17 protein-coding genes are annotated in these 21,255 nt (G+C 43.1%); 11 read left to right on the top strand and 6 right to left on the bottom strand.

Going from position 1 to position 21,255, the window contains the following annotated elements; genetic code table 11:
- The first annotated feature begins 217 nt into the window (after positions 1-217).
- Positions 218-1,264, top strand: a complete 1,047-nt coding sequence (locus ADH68_RS12580) for a family 43 glycosylhydrolase (protein WP_084273989.1) — start codon at positions 218-220, stop codon at positions 1,262-1,264.
- Positions 1,265-1,351: 87 nt separating this feature from the next.
- Here ADH68_RS12580 and lysA read toward each other — a convergent pair whose 3' ends face one another.
- The 4 genes from lysA to ADH68_RS12560 all read right to left on the bottom strand — a co-directional run bounded on the left by lysA (position 1,352) and on the right by ADH68_RS12560 (position 7,554).
- Positions 1,352-2,497 carry a diaminopimelate decarboxylase gene (gene lysA / locus ADH68_RS12575; protein ID WP_068960529.1) on the bottom strand — a complete coding sequence of 382 codons (1,146 nt, stop codon included), beginning with the start codon at positions 2,495-2,497 and terminating at the stop codon, positions 1,352-1,354.
- A 15-nt stretch (positions 2,498-2,512) separates the two neighbouring features.
- Positions 2,513-3,829, bottom strand: coding sequence for an aspartate kinase (locus tag ADH68_RS12570; RefSeq protein ID WP_088294832.1), 1,317 nt, complete (start codon positions 3,827-3,829; stop codon positions 2,513-2,515).
- Positions 3,830-4,073: 244 nt separating this feature from the next.
- Positions 4,074-6,572, bottom strand: a complete 2,499-nt coding sequence (locus ADH68_RS12565; RefSeq protein ID WP_068962029.1) for a heavy metal translocating P-type ATPase — start codon at positions 6,570-6,572, stop codon at positions 4,074-4,076.
- A 25-nt stretch (positions 6,573-6,597) separates the two neighbouring features.
- Positions 6,598-7,554, bottom strand: a complete 957-nt coding sequence (locus tag ADH68_RS12560) for a cation diffusion facilitator family transporter (protein ID WP_068960531.1) — start codon at positions 7,552-7,554, stop codon at positions 6,598-6,600.
- 455 nt (positions 7,555-8,009) lie between these two features.
- On the opposite strand from ADH68_RS12560, the gene ADH68_RS12555 reads away from it, so the two are divergent.
- From ADH68_RS12555 to ADH68_RS12515, 9 genes are all read left to right on the top strand, one after another.
- Entirely contained in the window at positions 8,010-9,008 is a 999-nt protein-coding gene (locus ADH68_RS12555) for a malate dehydrogenase (protein WP_068960532.1), read from the top strand.
- A gap of 320 nt (positions 9,009-9,328) precedes the next feature.
- On the top strand, positions 9,329-10,921 hold the full coding sequence (locus tag ADH68_RS12550; protein WP_133165687.1) for a transcription termination/antitermination protein NusG: 1,593 nt from the start codon (positions 9,329-9,331) through the stop codon (positions 10,919-10,921).
- A gap of 179 nt (positions 10,922-11,100) precedes the next feature.
- A complete protein-coding gene (locus ADH68_RS12545; RefSeq protein ID WP_068960534.1) occupies positions 11,101-12,915 on the top strand; it encodes an aminotransferase class I/II-fold pyridoxal phosphate-dependent enzyme in 1,815 nt (604 codons plus the stop codon).
- 2 nt (positions 12,916-12,917) lie between these two features.
- Positions 12,918-13,811: an ornithine cyclodeaminase gene (locus tag ADH68_RS12540; protein WP_068960535.1), complete on the top strand. Its 894-nt coding sequence runs from the start codon at positions 12,918-12,920 to the stop codon at positions 13,809-13,811.
- A complete protein-coding gene (locus ADH68_RS12535) occupies positions 13,804-15,237 on the top strand; it encodes a lipopolysaccharide biosynthesis protein (RefSeq protein WP_068960536.1) in 1,434 nt (477 codons plus the stop codon). The genes ADH68_RS12540 and ADH68_RS12535 overlap by 8 nt, the downstream gene beginning before the upstream one ends.
- Positions 15,234-16,031 (top strand): LicD family protein, encoded by a 798-nt coding sequence (locus tag ADH68_RS12530; protein ID WP_068960537.1) that lies wholly within the window; start codon positions 15,234-15,236, stop codon positions 16,029-16,031. Before ADH68_RS12535 ends, ADH68_RS12530 begins: the two co-directional genes overlap by 4 nt.
- Before the next feature lie 928 nt (positions 16,032-16,959).
- Positions 16,960-17,391: an O-antigen polysaccharide polymerase Wzy gene (locus tag ADH68_RS13990; protein ID WP_133165688.1), complete on the top strand. Its 432-nt coding sequence runs from the start codon at positions 16,960-16,962 to the stop codon at positions 17,389-17,391.
- A 10-nt stretch (positions 17,392-17,401) separates the two neighbouring features.
- Entirely contained in the window at positions 17,402-18,634 is a 1,233-nt protein-coding gene (locus tag ADH68_RS12520) for a glycosyltransferase (protein WP_317044375.1), read from the top strand.
- A 106-nt stretch (positions 18,635-18,740) separates the two neighbouring features.
- Positions 18,741-19,505 (top strand): glycosyltransferase family 2 protein, encoded by a 765-nt coding sequence (locus tag ADH68_RS12515; RefSeq protein ID WP_068960539.1) that lies wholly within the window; start codon positions 18,741-18,743, stop codon positions 19,503-19,505.
- Here ADH68_RS12515 and ADH68_RS12510 read toward each other — a convergent pair.
- Entirely contained in the window at positions 19,502-19,849 is a 348-nt protein-coding gene (locus tag ADH68_RS12510) for a HepT-like ribonuclease domain-containing protein (protein ID WP_068960540.1), read from the bottom strand. The two genes, ADH68_RS12515 and ADH68_RS12510, sit on opposite strands and share 4 nt — an antisense overlap.
- Complete coding sequence (locus tag ADH68_RS12505) at positions 19,830-20,129, bottom strand: nucleotidyltransferase family protein (protein ID WP_068960541.1); 300 nt, start codon at positions 20,127-20,129, stop codon at positions 19,830-19,832. Before ADH68_RS12505 ends, ADH68_RS12510 begins: the two co-directional genes overlap by 20 nt.
- Before the next feature lie 70 nt (positions 20,130-20,199).
- Here ADH68_RS12505 and ADH68_RS12500 point away from each other — a divergent pair, with 70 nt between their 5' ends.
- Positions 20,200-21,195, top strand: coding sequence for an NAD-dependent epimerase/dehydratase family protein (locus tag ADH68_RS12500; RefSeq protein ID WP_068960542.1), 996 nt, complete (start codon positions 20,200-20,202; stop codon positions 21,193-21,195).
- The last annotated feature ends 60 nt before the right edge of the window (positions 21,196-21,255 follow it).

Below are 21,255 nucleotides of genomic sequence, written 5' to 3'. Positions count from 1 at the left end.
CATGGATTTATCGCCCCGTTTTTTTTTAAGATTCGGAAGGAGGCCCAATAAATGTTTTTATCATCCGAATTTATTTTGTACTTTTGCCAATAAGCAACCGAATAGAACTGTGACAGCCCAATTAGGTCGGGACATCAGTCGAACAATCTATTCATTCGGTTTTATATTCAGTGCAATGAAGTTATCGAAATTTAGTACGTACCAATAAAATAAAGTTATGAAACGATTTTTTTATCACAGTATGATTGCATTTGCCGTAGTTGGTATGACGCTGAGCTGTTCGCCGTCAAAGACTCTTGGCCCACAGACACCATTGCAACTTGCAGACAATCCATTTATCACCCACATGTATACTGCCGATCCATCGGCTCATGTTTGGGAAGACGGACGGCTTTATGTATATGCGTCTCATGATATAGATCCGCCTGCCGGATGCGATCGTATGGATCGTTATCATGTATTCTCAACCGATGATATGGTCAACTGGACCGATCACGGAGAAATACTCAACTCAGGAGATGTCGCATGGGGACGTACGGAAGGTGGATTCATGTGGGCTCCTGACTGTGCTTACAAGAATGGCAAGTACTATTTCTATTTCCCCCACCCTTCAGGATCAGACTGGAACAACACCTGGCGCGTAGGCATTGCAGTCAGCGACAAGCCTGCATCAGATTTCAAAGTACTCGACAGACCAATGATCATGACAGGAATGGAAGATGATGTATTCGCTATGATTGATCCATGTGTATTTGTAGATGATAATGGAGAAGCCTATTTTTATTATGGAGGAGGCGGACGATGCGTAGGAGCACGGCTTAAAGAAAATATGATAGAACTTGCTGAGCCTCTGCGTAATATGGATGGGCTTACCGACTTTCATGAAGCTACATGGGTACACAAATACAATGACAGATATTATATCACATATGCCGACAATCATGCGGAAAATGGTCGTGGAGCCAACCGTCTGCATTGGGCATCAAGCAAGTCTCCACTTGGCCCATGGGAATACGGAGGCATATATCTACAGCCTACAGGATGTGACACATCTCATGGGTCTATTGTTGAATACAAAGGACATAGCTATGCTTTCTACCATAATCAGGCACTTTCAGGCCAAGGAAACCTGCGCAGCATATGTGTTGACGAACTTTTCTATGGCCCGAATGGCGAAATATTGGAAGTCGTGCCCAGATGTCCCATAGTCACAGATAAACCGGCACCATCCGGTCCATATGTCAGTCCCAAAGAAATCAAATAAGGATTTGACTTCTACCTTTGAAAAAAATACCGATGACTATGCCACAATAACAGACATAGTCATCAGTTTTATATTTGCTTTAAAATATCAAGATACCACAGAGGCAGGAATTGGCCGCATATTGTAACCCATTGCCATAACCTCACCATATGCTCCGGCCGAGCGCAACGCCAGGATATCACCCCTATGCGTAACAGGGAGTATCTCATCTTTGCCAAAACAGTCGCTTGACTCACATATCGGACCGACCACATCATATTCATCAGTCAGCGAGGAATCAGAAGTAAGATTCTCGATTTTGTGGTGAGCGCCATAAAGCGCAGGACGTATAAGATCGGTCATGCCGGCATCAACGATGATGAATTTTTTTCCTACACCTTCCTTGACATATAACACACGGGTAATAAGAGACCCACACTGAGCCGCCACAGATCTGCCGAGTTCAAAATGCAACTGTTGCTCGGGCGCAAGATTCAGATTGTTGCGGAATATATCAAAGAATTCCTTAAACTTAGGAATCAACTGAGAATCGGGATCATCATAATCAATACCAAGACCGCCTCCGACATTGATTATGTCGAAGCGTATGCCTTGTGCAGAGTACTTTTTCATGAGTTGCGCGACGCGCTCACAAAGTATTCGATATGGCTCCATATAGGTAATCTGAGAACCTATATGAAAATGAAGCCCGCACAGACGTATATTCGGCTGCCTGAGGCATACCGAGATTGCATCATCAAGCATCTCCAATGCTATTCCGAATTTATTCTCTTCGAGCCCGGTAGTGATATAATGATGTGTATGTGCGTCAATGTTCGGATTCACTCGCAGAGCCACATTTGCTATAATTGACTTATTTGAAGCCATCTCTGCAATCAGTTTCAGTTCCGGCAGAGATTCTACGTTAAAACAACCGATGTGTGCATCAAGAGCAAAATCAATTTCAGAGTCGCTTTTGCCTACCCCTGCAAAGAATATTTTATCAGCAGGAAATCCAGCGTTTAAAGCAACTTTGATTTCACCGACGCTCACACAGTCAGCGCCTAATCCAGCAGCTACAATTGGAGTAAGGAGTGCCGGATTGGCATTTGCTTTCAAGGCGTAATGTACATGATAAGGCGATTGGCCTATTCCTTCATTAATAGCCTTTAGAGTCTCGTCAAGGACCCCGAGGTCATAGTAATAAAATGGAGTCGGTCGCTTTTGAAACTCCGATAAGGGAAACTGTGCCATATTTTATCTGTAACATTATCTAAACAATCGTTCACTTAGAAGATTCAAGGCTTTCACCTTGTCTTCCTTGCGGATAAGGAATGAGATATTGTAGTTGCTACCGCCGTACGAAATCATACGCACTGGAATATCTTTTAGGGCGTCAAGCGCCTCGGCTTCAAAACCGCAGTTTTGCCATTCAAGATCACCGACCACACAGATGATAACCATATCCCGATCAATGGTCACAGTTCCGAACTTGCGTAAATCATCAAGAATCCCATCAAGATTGCGCTCATTGTCAATAGTCAGCGAAACCCCGACTTCAGATGTCGCAATCATATCAATCGGTGTCTGATATGTCTCAAATACCTCAAATACCTTACGGAGGAAACCGTATGCAAGAAGCATTCGGCCTGATTTTATCTTTATTGCCGTTATATTATCCTTTGCTGCAACAGCCTTAATTGTCTTTGGTGTCTGATAGTTGTGTATCAATGTTCCTTCAGCATCAGGCTGCATAGTGTTGAGGAGACGCACAGGGATATTGTTGAGCTTGGCTGGAAGCACACAGGTCGGATGAAGTATTTTTGCCCCGAAGTAGGCCAACTCGGCAGCTTCTTCAAAGTGCAGTTCATGCACGGGAGCGGTATCCTGGACAAAACGGGGGTCATTGTTATGCATTCCATCGATATCAGTCCAAATTTCTATTTCATCCGCATTTATGGCTGCGCCAATCAGCGAGGCGGTATAATCGCTGCCTCCACGCTGAAGATTATCTATCTCGCCGTAGGCATTTCGACATATATATCCTTGGGTAATATATAAGTCAGCATCCTGATGCTTTTCAAGCAGAGCGGTAAGTTTCTGCCGTATATACTGCGCGTCAGGTTCTGCGTTCTTGTCGGTACGCATAAAGTCAAGCGCAGGAAGCAACACAGAGTCCACACCGAGTTCATAGCGCAGATATACGTTGAACATGGCTGTTGACATCAATTCGCCCTGTGCAAGAATCTCCTTCTCTTCAAAAAGAGTGAAAATATCTTTTGTGAATGTGCGTATATAGTTAAAGCATGACTTTATTTCCCGCGTAGCATCTTCTTTTGCAGCATCCGAGCTATAAAGTTCACTGATTGTGCGCATATAGGAACTTTCAAGTTTGTTGATAGTCTCCTTGGCCCCATCTATATTGCGCTTATAAAGATATTCCGATATTTCAACAAGCGTGTTGGTGGTCCCGGACATCGCAGACAGGACTACGATGTTCTTTCCTCGCTGAGTAACAAGCCCGGCAACTTCTTTTATGCGATGGGCCGAACCCACCGAAGTGCCGCCAAATTTCATTACGTTCATCCTTGTAATCTTAAATGATAGTTAAAACACGGTTTTTATTACGTTCCAAATATGTCTACCTGAGATTCATAAAACCAGTATATATCTGCGCAAAGATACGAAAAAACTTTGGAGTTGAAGCTCTCTACATATAAGAAATATCACTATGGGGATAGCATAATATCGTTTTTAAGAATACCCCAAATAAAAAAAGAGTGAATATTGACTGCCTGACAATCATATTCACTCTTTGAAATATAGCTCGTTATTCGCTCAATTGATATTCTCCGGCCTTATCGTTTACACCCGACTGAAGAACATCCAATGGCAATTCGCCATCGGCAAATTGGACTGTTGCGACGGGAGGCTCAAGTGTTACCGTTGCCTTAACACCTGAAATGGAATTCAACGCTTTCTCTACATGAGCACGGCAGTGTCCGCACATCATTCCGGATACTTTGTATTCTTTCTTCATTATTATATTGGGTTTTGGAGTTAAATCGGATTCTTCTATAGGTCGCAAAGGAAGCTGCACAATAGGCAATGTTATACGCCTGCGGTTCAACAGCAAAGAATTAGCGACAACACTTACACTACTGAATGCCATCGCAGCACCTGCTATCATAGGATTCATTAAGAATCCGCACAGCGGATAAAGCACACCGGCTGCTACAGGAATTGCTATCACATTGTAAATAAACGCCCAAAAAAGATTCTGACGGATTGTCCGCAAAGTCAGTTTTGAAAGCCCGATGGCAATCGGTATACGGCGTAAATCTGATGATATGATGGTAATTCCTGCGACATCCATTGCAATGTCACTCCCCTGTCCCATGGCAATGCCAAGAGTGGCGGTAGCCAAAGCCGCGCTGTCGTTAATTCCGTCGCCCACCATTGCAACTTTGCGGTTATATCTACGCTGCAACATGTCTACAAATTCAGCTTTATCCTGAGGCAACATAGACGCACGCCAGTTTGATACACCGGCTATCTTAGCTACGGCAGCAGCAGTCGCTTCATTGTCTCCGGTCAGAAGCCATACGTCAAGCCCCATTTGCTTCATATTGGAAATCGCATCGAATGAAGTCGTACGAATCGGATCGCTTACAGCCACAAGGCCTATGACTGAAGGGCCGCATGCCACCCAGATTACTGTAGACGCATCTGCTTCAAGCGACTCAGCATGAGCCATAAGGCCCGCAGGGATTACAATATCATGTCGCAGAAGCAGCCGCTTATTTCCAACAAACCATATATTGCCCTTAATACATCCTTTTAATCCATGCCCGGGCATATTTTCAAAACCGGAGATATCTACTCGATGGGCCGCCGGCAGTCCGTTGGCTATAGCAATAGCTATAGGATGATCAGACATTCGCTCCATTGAAGCAAGTATATCAGCCGCATCAGATGGTGCCGATTCAGTCCATTCAATATGTTTAATCTCAGGATGTCCCTGAGTTATCGTCCCGGTCTTATCAAGGACTACCGTGTCAATTGTCGGGGCAGCCTCAATAGCGCGGGCATCTTTTATCAGTATTCCATTAGTGGCTGCACGTCCGACACCGACCATAATTGCAGTTGGCGTAGCAAGCCCGAGCGCGCAAGGACATGCAATAATAAGCACCGTAACTAAAGCCAGAACGCCATGAATGAGAGCGCCTGAGCCACAGGCAAACAGCCATATTAAAAATGAGATTACAGCCAATATTATAATCACCGGCACAAAATATGAGGCAATCTTGTCGACAAGTTTTTGGACTGGAGGTTTTGAACCCTGCGCATCCTGCACCATTCGTATAATTTTAGAGAGCAAGGTATCGGCTCCGACGGTATCGGCTCTGAATTGCAAAGTCCCATTGCCATTAATAGTGCCGGCATACAGTTTTGAATCAATATCCTTCTCAACAGGCACCGGTTCGCCGCTCAGCATACTTTCATCGACAAAGGAATGTCCGGAAATAACACTCCCGTCGGCAGGGATACGCTCGCCGGACCTAACCATAAGTATATCTCCTGAGACTATAGCTTCTATAGAAACTTCTTCACCCACTCCATCGGAATTTATTCTGACAACAGATTTCGGGCGCAAGCCCATCAGTTTCCGGATAGCGGATGTCGTACCCTCTTTTGCACGGGCCTCCAGAGTGCGTCCAATCAATATGAATGCAATTATCACAGAAGCAGCTTCGAAATAGACATGAGGCTCTATCCCGTGGTCAAGCCAAAACTGAGGAAAAAACAGGTTAGACGCACTAAATGCCCACGCTATGCCTGTTGAAAGAGCTACAAGTGTATCCATGTTGCATGAGCGGTGACGCAACTGTCGGAATGCGCTGACATAGAACTGCCCTCCCATACCGAACAGTACTATTGACGAAAGCACGAACGAAATCCACTGTCCCGGAATCCAGTGCATGAATCCCATGCCAATAACCACAACCGGCAATGACAGCGCTATAGCCCACGCCATCTTACGCCGTAGCGCCAGATAATGCAATCGCGCAGCGTCATCGCTGGAATCAGCCACATCACGCGCGACCAACATTTCATATCCGGCATCCTGCACAGCCCTACATAAAGATTCAGCGTCGGTCAGAGCAGAATCCCAATAAACCTTTGCAGTGGCTGCCGCATAGTTGACGGCTACCTCATTGACACCGGGTTGTTTTTTTAAAGTACGCTCGATACGTGCGGCACATGAGGCACAACTCATACCTCTAAGTTCAAAGTTTCCGGAATAATTATGTCGAGATTTATCCATATTCATACGATAAAATTAACAATATTCATCCACATGAACAAGAATTGCAGTCATTTTCAGAAGTCTCCGCCTCAATGGTGGAATGAGATATGCCCATCCCTGACGCAAGATGTCGCACATCACAGATTACCCTGTCTACTGATGCTCCATCATCTACAATTACATGTACCGTCATGGCTACCTCGGTCGTACTTATCCCCCAAATGTGAAGATGATGCACGTCAACAACTCCATCAATCCCGGAAATCGCCGACATGACTTTTATGGGGTCTACCCCCTGCGGCACTCCGTCAAACGCAAGGCAAATGCTTTCACGAAGCATACCATATGAACCATACGCGATGAACAATGCAATCACAATGCCGACTATCGGGTCTATAAGCGTCCATCCGGTGCACATTATCACAATCCCGCTGATTACAACTCCTACCGACACAAGAGCATCGGCCGCCATATGAAGGAAAGCGCCACGCACATTGAGATCACCATGGCTGTCTTTCATAAACAACCATGCCGTAATTCCATTAATCAGCACACCGGCCGCCGCCACCCACGCGACAAGATCGCCTTCGACGTCCGATGGGTGAAACAATTTACGTACGCTCTCAACGAGTATAAAAATTACTGCAACATATAATATAATAGCGTTGACAACCGAGGCATTCACTGTAGCACGACGAAATCCATAAGTAAAACGCTCGGTAGGCTTATTTTTTGACACTTTGAAAGCCACAAGCGCCACAAGGAGCGAAAAGATATCACTCAGATTGTGTCCGGCATCAGAAAGAAGCCCCATCGAATCAGACATAAAGCCAAACAACGCCTCAAGTACAACATATCCGGCATTAAGCCATATGCCGATTTTAAATGCACGCTTCAAGCGTCCGTCACCATCCGTCGAAATATTATGGACATGCCCATGATGTGCATGGTGAGCATGTTCGCAGGAGTGGGTCTCATGATTTTGCGTCGTTGTATTCATAATTCATCAATTAATAACTTTATTGCGAATGCAAAGATATAACAGCGACAATGCAACAACGTTGCAAACTTCGGCAATCTAAGATTGCATATATACGTTAAGAGAGTTTAAGATGTTGTAAATAACCGTGTTAATTATGTTAATACACTGAACTATACATGCTCTGCCAATTGTTCTATAGTCGAAGTTCGATACAACACATAACAATTTGTATTGCGGACTTCAAGCAAAGTATATCGGACAAACTCCCCCATATACTTGGTGTAGCAACGAAAACTTTTGGAGAATCGATAAATGTGTGAGTTGAGGGCGTGTCAGGATTGTTCCCCGCACGCCTTCTTTTTTTATGCTATGAAAAACTTTTTATACGCCCGCAATGTTATACCTAAAAATTAATCCGAGGCCATGTGTATTCAACAGCACATGCCCTCCGGACAGACCTAAATATATTAACTATGGACTTTTTAACAGATGAAAAACTGGTAATTGTCGGCGCAGCCGGCATGATTGGGTCTAACATGGCACAGACAGCAGCCATGATGAGGCTTACACCTAACATATGCCTGTATGATACATACGCACCAGGACTCGAGGGGGTTGTTGAAGAAATGTACCACTGTGGGTTCAAGGGCATCAACTTTACGTTCACATCTGATATAGCAACCGCATTCAAGGATGCCAAATACATTGTATCTTCCGGAGGCGCAGCCAGAAAAGCCGGGATGACCCGAGAAGACCTGCTTAAAGGCAATGCCCAGATTGCCGAGCAGTTAGGCAAAGACATCCGAAGCTATTGCCCTGACGTGAAACATGTGGTCGTAGTATTCAATCCCGCCGATATCACAGGTTTGGTCACATTGATTTACTCCGGCTTGAAGCCCTCGCAGGTATCAACGCTCGCAGCTCTTGACAGCACCCGTCTGCGTAGCGAATTATCAAAATACTTCCACATCCCGGCCGATGAAATCGTCAACTCCCGTACTTACGGAGGCCATGGAGAACAGATGGCAGTATTTGCCTCTACCACCACCGTGGCCGGACAGCCACTTTCGGAGATTATCGGCACTAAGGCACTCCCCACACAGGAGTGGGAAGAAATGAGACAACGTGTCGTACAAGGCGGAAAGAACATAATCGACCTTCGTGGACGCTCTTCATTCCAGAGTCCCGCCTATCTGTCGATTGAAATGATTGCCGCAGCAATGGGTGGAAAGCCTTTCACCTGGCCTGTGGGGACCTACGTTGACAACGGCACCTACAACCACATAATGATGGCAATGGAGACTACTGTAGACAAAAATGGCGTGACAGTGCATCCCGTCAGTGGTACCCCTGAAGAAAAGAAAGAACTCGACCAGAGTTACCTCCATCTATGCAAGCTCCGCGACGAAGTAATCCAGCTCGGTATCATTCCGCCTATCAGCAAGTGGAAAGAAATCAACCCCAATCTATAATAAGACTTCCAACTCTGACATTTTTTCAGCCATATAGCCACATAAGCTATATGGCTGATTACTTTTATATTACTCCTTGCGCCCAAGATACCGACAGAACAAATGCCGACAAATCAGGTTGCATAGATAATATAAAATTTCTAACTTTGTAGACGCAAATCAAGCGGTGCAACTGTGCCGCAGAACCAAACACCCTGTAACGCAAGTGTTTGCTCTATTTTACAGAGGTTGGCCGAACTACTCTCGCCCACTGACAACAGACTCTGACTACACGATTGACGCCGCAACGCTCATCGAGAGTCGGGGAAGAGAGATTATACATGGACACAACGTCAAAGTTCGCACACACAGGTCGACAATCTGCTGATTACCAGACCATGTCCACAGTCTGCTTCGCAAATATCCCATACAATATCGATAGACGGCTTAGCGAGATGGCCTTGAAGAGCATAGCCTCGTTCAGCCGTCTGGCCCCTGTGGACTGCCCATCTCTGGAAGAGCAACTGAGAGCATGGGTGGCACAACTATTCCGATCCGGCATGTCGACGTTGACAATCAAAAGATATGTGCAGAGTCTCCACAGCGTGTATGAGTCTGTCACCAAAACGTCCGACGACAGCTCGGCAGAACTTTTCATAACACTCCTCCGCGAGATAAGCCAATCGTCCGACAATGACGACGAACACTCCACAGAAGCAAGCGTCGTAAAATTCATAGCCTCAGGCACAAAACAGCTGAATGCCGCACAGCGGCTCTACCTCGATGCTTTCCTCTACATGATATATACGCGAGGCACATCTATCGAAGATGTGATTACGCTTCCGCGCAACAGTGACACGTCCATGCTGCCACCACAGGCGATTGCACTCGCCGAGACCCACCGCAAGCCACACAGCCGCAGGGCATTTCCATTCTCCGCGGAAGAAAATGCCACAGGAGGAGCGGATGTAATATTACGAAAAATTGATACGGTAGTCAACAGTATCACAGAAAGTAAAAAGATAACAGTAGCTCCCGACACAGCATTGTCACTATGGATTGCCTGTGCACTTGAGTGCGGCATCCGGGCCGAGGAAATCCACGCATGCATATCCCACATCCCCGAGAGTCACAGCTGGCTCAGATTCATAAAACCGTCCACACTCCTTCCGGAAGAAATCTACGACATCGCATGCCATGTCGCCGACTATATCAACCCCAACCGGTCCGCATGGTATGCCATGCGACTGCGCAGCGGAATCACCCCGACAGCCATCCGACAGCATCTGCGCAAATCGGATGCAACCCACATGGTGCAACAATACTTCTACCCCTGCCAGGAAATCGCACGCCGCACAGGCCGCAAACTCACATTCGACTCAAGGCCATATATCGCCGACATACTGTTTTTCAAAGCCCTGCCGCGTGACCTGCGGCCATTGTTTTCCACAATAGGCCACATGGCATGGTGCTACCGCAACACCAACAGCACCCAAAGCGACTATGCCCGCATACCCGACCGTAGTATGCAGCGCTTCCAGAGCGCAATAGGCATATTCACACCCGATCTTACACCGAAAATACAGCGCCGCGCCGATTTCTCACCCGGGATTCCCGTGCGCATCGTCGCCGGCCCCCGTGCAGGACTCGTAGGCTGGATAAGCAAGACACACACCAATGCCACTGCTCCGGTTGCCGACGCTACCGGCATTGGCTTCTCAGATGAGAACTCCGATTTTGCAACCTCCCGGGCCGAAGATTCAGGCGCAGCCAATCCCTCGGCACCCGAACTGCGCCGATTCTCCATTCGCCTCTCCGTATCCGACTACCTCACCTGGGAAGAAACCTTCGACGAGACTTTCCTCTCCCCTATCCCCGACTCCGACCTCCGGCTCTACCCTGAGCTGACCTCCGACTACCTCCATATCGGATAATCCGGAAAAAACCAACAACACTCCGATATCTTAATATTGCAAGAATTACTGTTGATCGATATTAATCAGTATTCTTTTCATCACCCTATACTTTAATTTCTACCACTCAATCTATTTGCAGCAAACATACAGAAGATTGCTATAGATTGACATCTAATCGACCAATAATACTAAAATATATGCAAGCTATAATCTTAGCGGCCGGTATGGGCCGTCGTTTAGGAGAATTTACAGCCAACAATACCAAGTGTATGCTTGAGGTGAATGGCATTCGACTTATAGACCGAATGTTAAGCCAGTTGTCAATGTTGGAATTGTCACGAATAATCATCGTAATCGGCTATGAGGGACAGAATTTAAAGAATTATCTGACCAAGAACTATCCGGACTGGAATATCGAGTTTGTCGAGAATCGAGTATACGACAAGACTAATAATATATACTCGTTATGGCTTGCACGCGGATATATGAGTGAAGATGACACTCTATTATTGGAGTCGGATCTGATTTATGAAGATGCGATATTAAAAGCCGCAGTCGACTGCCCGAATCCAAATGTTGCACTTGTCTCCAAATACGAGACATGGATGGACGGCACAATGGTGCGCATCAATGACGAACTTGACATAGTCAACTTTATCCCGAAGGCTGCATTCAAATACAGTGATACAGGATTCTATTATAAGACCGTAAATATCTATAAATTCAGTAGGGATTTCATCGTCAACCATTATCTTCCGTTCCTTGACGCCTATATAAAAGTCTTAGGCGAAAATGAATACTACGAACAGGTATTGCGCGTCATCACCTTAATAGACAAATGCGGCATAAAAGCCTTGCCAATAACCGGCCTTAACTGGTATGAAATCGATGATGTTCAGGATTTACGCATAGCGGAGACCATATTCGCCACACCGGAAGAGAAATTAAAGAAGATTCAGCATAGCTTCGGCGGATACTGGCGCTATCCCGGTCTGATTGATTTCTGTTATCTGGTCAATCCATATTTCCCACGCCCCCGCATGGTTGATGAAATGAAGGCAAATTTTGAGACTCTACTGAGGGAATATCCCTCCGGAATGGGTGTCAACTCACTGTTGGCAGGTAAATATTTTGCCATCAAACAAAAATATGTCGTTGTAGGCAACGGGGCCGCCGAACTCATCAAAGCCCTTATGGAAAGCCACGAAGGGAAATTCGGCGTGACATATCCGACATTTGAGGAGTATCCGAATCGCTACGACAGCAGTCAGCTGATAAAATTCCATCCGTCGAATCCCGACCTGTCGTATACAGCCGATGATTTGATGGCATTCTTTTCCGATAAAGACATCAAGTCGCTACTATTGGTAAATCCCGACAATCCTTCCGGCAATTTTATATGTTTTGACGATTTGCTCAGACTTGCCGACTGGGCTCAGAAATCACAGATACAATTAGTGGTTGACGAGTCTTTTGTCGATTTCTCCGACAATGGCATCAACGATACCCTGCTGAAAAATGAGATTCTCGAACAGTTCCCGACCCTGTGTGTCATGAAGAGCATATCCAAATCATATGGAGTGCCGGGGCTACGTCTTGGAATTTTTGCATCAGCCAACGAGCATCTGATATCAAGTCTAAAGAAAGATGTCGCAATCTGGAATATCAACTCATTCGCTGAATTCTATATGCAGATATTCGGCAAATATGAAAAGGATTATGTCCGCGCATGTGATAAATTCCGCGAAGAACGCGCTATTTTCCAAACTGAACTTGAAGCTATACCCTATCTTCATGTAGTGCCATCACAGGCTAACTATTTCCTCTGTGAAATCACTGATCGCTTTACGTCATATGAGCTAACGCTCAAACTCCTTACTGACTATAATATCCTAATAAAGGACTGCTCGTCAAAAAAAGGTTTCGGAGAGAGCAACCGTCAATACGTACGTATAGCCATCCGCGACCGAAAAGACAATTCATATCTCATTGACACCCTTAGCCGAATTTAAATATGAGATACATAAGTTCTGAGGCAATAGCAAATCTAAATATCTCGCCATCTACATGTGTGGATTGGGTGCGTGAGGCCTTTCTAATGAAAAATAGATGTCAGCTTCCGCCAAAGATATCATTGCATCCACAAGGCAATGATTTCTTCAACACAATGCCCTGTATGCTTCCGTCCGAATACCACACATTCGGATGCAAGGTCGTCTCTCGCATAAAAGGCTCATTCCCGGCTCTAAAAAGCGAAATGATGCTGTTCGATTCTCTTTCAGGAGAAATGACAGCATTGATGAATTGCGACTGGATTACAGCCATGCGAACCGGAGCTGTAGCCGCATTAGCAATTAATACCCTACGCAAGTCAGATGCAAAAATATATTCCATAGTCGGATTAGGCGTTATCGGTCATGCTGTTTTGGATTGTATTTTAGCTACAAATTCCGATATTGTAGTCAGGCTGATGAGATATAAAGACCATGCTGAAAAAACGATTGGGCAATATTCCGGTTATCCGAATGTTGCATTTGAAATAGCTGACACAATGGAGCATCTTGTTTGCGACGCGGATGTTGTCATCTCTTGTATAACTGATGCAGACGGACTGCTTGTACCGGATATAAATCTCTTCAAGCCCGGAGTCCTTGTAGTGCCGGTGCATACACGTGGCTTTCAGAACTGCGATACTGTTTTTGACAAGGTATTTGCAGATGATGAAGGGCATGTAAAAGGATTCAAATACTTCTCCCAGTTCCGTGAATTCGGCGAGTTAGGAGATGTCCTTTCCGGAAGAATTGCCGGCAGAGCCAATGATGATGAACGCATACTATCCTATAATATCGGTCTTGGACTGCATGATGTTCTGTATGGTCACAAGATTCTGAATCTTATTAATGTCTGAATCATTAGGAAATAAAGCGACTGTCGGAGCTGTGTGGGCCACCATTGACCGGTTTGGCTCAATGACGTTGCAGTTTATCGTCAATCTGATTATGGCCAGATTGCTCGTGCCTGCTGATTTCGGAGCAATCGGAATGCTTGCGATTTTTATCGCAGTGTCTCAGACTCTTATCGATGGGGGCTTCAGCTCCGCACTTATTCAGAAAAAAGAACCCTCACAGACCGATTATTCCACAATATTCTTTTGGAATATTTTCTTCTCGGCCTGCCTCTACCTGATTCTTTTCATATCTGCTCCCCTTATCGCCGGATTTTTCAATATGCCGGTTCTGTCCTCTGTCTTGCGAGTGATAGGGCTGAATCTTATTCTCACAGCAGTAATCGCCATTCAGACAACACGGCTCCGTAAATCGCTGGCATTCCGTTCGATTGCAATAACCAATATTTCGGCCTATATACTTGGAGGCGCATGTGCCGTCACCTATGCATACAATGGTGGCGGAATCTGGTCGCTCGTGATGATGCAGATTCTATATGGTTTGTTCAGCATCCTTATATTATGGATAATAACCCGATGGCATCCATCTGCCGTATTCTCACGACAGACAATGAAAGAACTGTTCGGCTTTGGCGGTTATATTATGGCGGCCAATTTATTACAGACAATATGCCAGAATATCCAGGGTGTGATAATCGGACACCGCTTCTCCGCTACTCAGACCGGTTATTACTCCCAGGCATATAAATTGGATCAGATTACCAGTTATTCTATCCCTCAGGTCATTGTTCAGGTAATGTATCCTGTATATTCTTCCATACAGGATGAACGCAAACGGCTATGCGACATGTTATTGATGAACATACGTGTAATATCATATATTATCTTCCCAATGTTGGCATTGCTGATATTAGTCGCACATGACCTTATTGAGTTCCTATATGGCGAGCAATGGCTCCCCTCGGTACCATATTTCAGAATTCTTTGTGTAGGCGGTATATTTGTATGTCTGCAGAATATTAATTTTTATGCAGTCGCGGCCGTAGGCAAAAGCAAGTCCCTGTTTATGTGGAGTTTCTATAAATGGGGATTTCTGTTATTGGCGGTAATAATAGGAGCTCAATTCGGCATGGATGGAATAATGTGGGGTATGGTTCTAAGTAGTGCAAATATATATGTAGTAAATGCGGCTATTGTACAAAGATATATACATTTAGATATTAAAAAACAAATACAGACCATCTTGCCTACAGGACTGATTACAATTCTAAGTTTTATATGTAGTTTTGTTATAAAAGATTTAGTATCTACAAATGATTTCTTAATACCTGCGATGTGTTTCTTTTGCCTCTATATCTTGCTTTCATCCCGGTTAAAGGCTTCTACAGAAACTTATCAATTAATACGCCGATTAAATTATAAAAAATGATTGATTACACTACCCAATTAAAACTGCGGCAGCAATTTAATCCTGATGGATCTCCTCTAAGACAACTTCAAATTCGACTGTTAGATTTGTTGCGTTTTTTTGATGATTTTTGTAATGAACATGGTATCAAATATTGGCTTTCGTCAGGAACATGTCTTGGAGCTATAAGGCATGGCGGTTTTATTCCATGGGACGATGATGTTGATGTAGAGATGTTGGATGAAGACTATCAAAAATTATTATATGAATTTGGAATTCATTCAAAGGGAAATTACGTGATTCAATCTCAACTAAATGACGAAAATTATATAATGCCATTTGCAAAATTACGAGATTTAAACACTGTTATAAGTGAAAAATTCGGATATGATAAGAAATATAAATATAAAGGATTGTTTATTGATATATTTCATTTGACTAAATCCAACTCATATTGGGCGCACCGTATTGCAGGGATAATATATTGGAGAAGTATATATTGTGACAATAATCTTATATCCAAAGTCAAGAAGTCAATTTTTAAATGCGTATATATTACCATTTATCCAATTTTAAAATTGATAGATTCTCTAAAAAATACCTCCATACTTAGGCACAAATTAGGGTCTTCATATCATGCAAAAAGAGAATATAAGGATATATTCCCTTTAAAATATGTCAGATTTGAAAATTTATTACTACCGGTCCCGAATAACTATGAATCTTATTTATCAAAGATATATGGTGACTATGAAAATTTGCCAGACTTAAATTCGATACATACGCACATAACTGACTACAAGGTTATTAAGTGATATTATATTATGACTAATGATATATTACATGTATAAAAAAACATATAGTTTAATTCCACTATTTATCTCGTTAATTACATTGTTGTATTTTTACAATATTGGGATTACTGATTTTCCATTCCTTCTATTTGCTTTTCTAAATACACTAATCTGCAATTGCATCATGTTTAGCAATGCGAATAGACCATTTACATTGTACAAAATGATAATGTTATTTATATATGTTTTCTTTATTTTAGCAAATGCAATACAATATTATAATCATACAAATACTCTGACATTCCCAAATATATTTAATTCATCTGATTACATTGGATTCCAAATAATGCTATTTCTAATCATATTAATTACACAGATTACATATTCAGAAGTAGCAAAAATAGAATTAAATAAAATAAAACACCAATCATATAATATTCCAATTATAAGAGTCAATTATTTCAGTTTAGTTGTAGCAGCGATATTTAGTACATTCATTACTTTGTGTTATATGGATTTTAATCCATATCGGCTTTTCTTCAGAGGGCTAACCGACGAGTATCTGCTGAATGACTCGTCATTAGAAGTAAACAGTAGCATCTATTTAATATTCGACAAAATAATACGACCAATTCCATTTGCGGTTACAACAATATTATTTCTATTTAAATCACCATCAATATATAAATTTATAGGTCTGTTATGCATGCTTATAGTGCTATGCCCGACAGGATTATCTCGGAATGCTGTTGCGATGTATTGGTTACCTATTTTTATACTATGGGGAGGTAATCGATTGCGTCACAATATATTTATGTGGATAATTTGGTGTGGACTTTTTTTTATATTCCCTTTTTTAAACATTTTTCGAAGATGGGATGGCAATTTTGAGTTCAAGTGGTCAATGGATTTCTTAGACAATATAAATTTTGACGCTTCGCAACTATTTATGGCTGTAATAAAATATGATTGGATTACATTTGGATATCAGTTGCTTGGACCTTTTACTTTTTTTATCCCACGATCGATTTGGTCTTCAAAACCATTAGGAAGCGGTCATCAATTTACGACATTATATCATGCAAGTCATACAAATGTTTCAATGCCTTATTGGGCAGAAGGATTTGTAAATTTTGGTTTTTGGGGCATTATATTATTTTCTATAATCCTTGCATATGTATGCGCAAAGTTAGATTCGCTATATTGGTATAAATGGAAAGACAAATTTAACAAAGAAGCAGGTATATACTTGATTTTTATAGGCTCAAGTATATTTATTTTACGAGGTGACTTATTGAGCAGCACAGCATATTGTGTGGGTACAATATTATGTTTCATATTTACTATATCGCTATGTTCCAAGGTGTTAAGAAAATATTAATTATTGATAAATGATGCCAACACTTCTACAAATTAATGTCACAGCCAATTGGGGATCTACAGGTAAAATAGCCGAAGATATAGGGAGAATTGCTATCGAGGCCGGATGGGAGAGTTGGATTGCATATGGAAGGGGCAATCCACACAGTCAATCCAAACTAATTCGCATAGGTACCGACTTTGACATGAATCTCCATGGCCTGCAGACTCGTCTATTTGATAATCATGGATTAGCATCAAATAAAGCTACAAAACATTTTATCAAACAAATTAAGGCCATTAATCCGGATATCATTCATCTCCATAATATACACGGCTATTACATAAACTATGAGATATTATTCGATTATCTCAAAGAATGGGGTGGCCCAGTAGTATGGACATTACACGACTGCTGGACTATTACGGGGCATTGCTCTCACTTTGTAACGGCCAATTGTGATAAATGGAAAGCAACCTGCTACAATTGCCCCCTAAAAAAAGAATATCCAGCTTCATTCTTATTTGATCGGTCAAAGAAAAATCACAAGATTAAAAAAGAGAAATTCACATCACTCGATAATCTAATCTTAATTCCAGTCAGCAATTGGATTGATAATCTCTTAAAGGAATCATTTTTTAAATTTACCACTACAAGAGTAATTCACAATGGCATAGATTTGACCGCATTTTGCCCTAAAGAACCATCGTCTTTTAACATTGATAAATATGCTATTCCGGCCAATAAAAAATATGTATTAGGTGTTGCCGGAACCTGGACAAAAGACAAGGGATTATATGATTTTTACCAACTTCGTAAAATTCTGTCTGAGGATATTGGAATTGTACTTGTCGGAGTCTCCGATAAAATAAGTGACAATTTACCTGCCGGTATAATAGGAATTAAGCGCACAGAAAGCATACACGAATTAAGTCTTCTATATTCAAATGCGATAGCATTTATTAATCCAACCTGGGCAGACACATATCCTACCACAAATTTAGAATCAATCGCATGTGGTACTCCAGTCATTACTTATAGAACCGGAGGCTCTCCTGAATCGGTCAATCAGTCTATTGGATTAGTCGTAGAGCAGGGTGATATTGAAGGCTTGAATAATGCAATAATGGAAATCATAAATTGTACGAATGTGCGTTTCAAGCAATCAACCTGTAGAGACTATGCACTTAAAAATTTCGATAAAGAAGCTCATTTTAAAGAGTACTTTGAGATATATAATAATCTCATAAACCCAAAAAGCTGACTTACAACAGAATATTAAGTTAACACTCAATACGTCTAATGTTAATTTATGGAATTGTTTTCTGAACAGTTCTAAATTAAAATTGTCCAAATAGTTTCTCCATTTTATGAAAATATCCATTATCACCGCTACGTGGAATAGCGGTGCGACTCTCCGTGACACATTAGAAAGTGTGCTTCAGCAATCATATACGAACTATGAGATTTTGATAATCGACGGCGGATCGTCCGACAATACTCACGATATTGTAGAGGAATACATTCCGAAATTTGATGGTCGTCTGCATTGGCATACCGGCAAAGACAAAGGACTGTATGACGCAATGAACAAGGGTATAGCCCGTGCTACCGGCGATATAATCGGAATTCTTAATTCCGACGACTTTTATGCTGATTCGGATGTTCTGTCACGAATTGCCGAAGAATGTCGGAACGTCGAGGCGGTTTATGGAGATCTTGATTTTGTCGATGCCTCCGATACATCAAGAGTCGTACGACAGTGGCGAGGGTCTCAGCATCGGCCGGGCGCATTTCTGAAGGGGTGGCATCCCGCTCATCCTACATTTTATGCCCGTCGTAAATGCTACGAAAGATTAGGCGGCTTTGACATTTCATTTGATGTCTCCGCCGACTTTGAGCTAATGCTCCGTTTCTTGGAGGCTAATCGTCTTTCTAATCGCTATATTCCCCATACATTCGTAAAGATGCGCATGGGAGGCGAGAGCACAGGCTCTATCGGCAAAATCATTCAAGGAAACAAGAATGTGCTTCGTGCATTCCGCAAAAATGGGTTCAAGGTGCCGCCTTTCTATTTACTCCGTCGCCTTGCTCCAAAAGCCTTGAATCTAATCAAAAACAAAATGCATATTTAATCCAACTCCTCCAGGTACTGTAAAAGCTGAATTCTTAGGGGTCGCAAATCATTCTTTATGGTGTTCCATCCTTCATGAGAGTCAATCTGGTAGTAACCATGTACTAAGAAATGACGCATTCCTATAATCTGATTCCAGGGGGTTGACTGATGTGTTTCCTTAAATTCCGGTGTCAGCATGTAGGCAGCCTCTCCGATAATTTCAAGATTCTTGATTACCGCATAATATAGCAATGAATCAACTTCAAAATCATCAAGAGTCTTATCTGACATAAACCGGCAGATATTTTCCATCGCATGAAGCATGTGGCGAAGTCGGCCGGAATCACGCAGTTTTTCTCTCATAAATAAGGATTTTATCTTTTTCCACCTGTTCGCGAACCCATGGAAACAGAGTGCCGTCAGTGACAAGGTCAACCGCCCGGCTCAGTATATTCTCCAAATCCATTACCATCGAGGCATGCTTGAACAGTCCGACATTTGCTTCCGGATCAAATTCGACAAGTATGTCGACATCACTCTGGGAATTATTCTCTCCACGTGACATAGAGCCAAACAGCCATGCCTTCACGACAGGCTGCCCGGCAAAATAGCGCTGAATTTTATGGATAAAACTCCTGTTCATAATCCACTGATTTCTGCAAATATAATAACTCTTTGCATTTAAAACAATAAATCCATAATAAAAAGTTCTTATGAAAATAGCAATGATTGGTGCCAGCGGTTTCGTCGGCACCCGGCTGATTAATCTCCTTAAGGAGGAGCCGGCAAAATATACATGCAGCAATATCGACCTGCAGCCGAGTCATTTCTTCAATGAAATCACCACAATAGGCGATGTCCGCTCACAGGAGCAGATGGACCGCGAGCTTAAAGGCGCCGACGTAGTAATTCTGTTGGCCGCGCAGCACCGCGACGATGTGTCGCCCGTGTCGCTATACTACGACACCAACGTCGGGGGCATGGAAGTGACTCTCAAGGCCATGGAGAAGAACGGCATACACCGTATAATATTCTTCTCGTCGGTGGCTGTCTACGGCCTCAACAAGAAGAATCCCGATGAAAACCATCCGGCCGATCCGTTCAACCACTACGGCAAGTCGAAGTGGCAGGCCGAGGAAGTGCTTCAGAAATGGTATGAGTCGCATCCCGACTGGAACATCAACATCATACGCCCCACCGTAATATTCGGAGAACGCAACCGTGGAAATGTCTACAATCTGCTCAAACAGATATCCTCGGGCAAGTTCCTGATGGTGGGCAAGGGCGAGAACAAGAAGTCGATGGCTTATGTCGGCAATATTGTGGCGTTTGTGAAATACATGATCGACAATATCACCGAGGGCTACAATGTGTTCAACTATATCGATAAGCCCGACAATAACATGAATCAGCTTGTGGCGCATGTGTCAAAGGTGCTGAACAAGCATATCCCGGCCACACACTTCCCTTACTGGCTCGGAATGACGGGCGGATACTGTTTCGATTTACTCGCGAAAATCACCGGAAAGAAACTTACCGTATCTTCAGTTCGCGTCAAGAAATTCTGCGCCACCACAGAATTTGACGCAACAAAAGTGCACACCTGCGGATTCAAAGCGCCATACACCCTCGACGAGGGACTCGCCCGCACGCTCGAGTTTGAATTCGTGCATCCTCGTCCCGACGACATCACATTCAAATCCGAATAAGCACACTTCGCGAGCATCCTACAAGCATATAAACAATCCCGAGAGGGATAACAGTCAATG

This window comes from Muribaculum intestinale (assembly GCF_002201515.1).
GTDB lineage: Bacteria > Bacteroidota > Bacteroidia > Bacteroidales > Muribaculaceae > Muribaculum > Muribaculum intestinale.
This window is presented reverse-complemented; position numbering and strand designations above follow the sequence as displayed.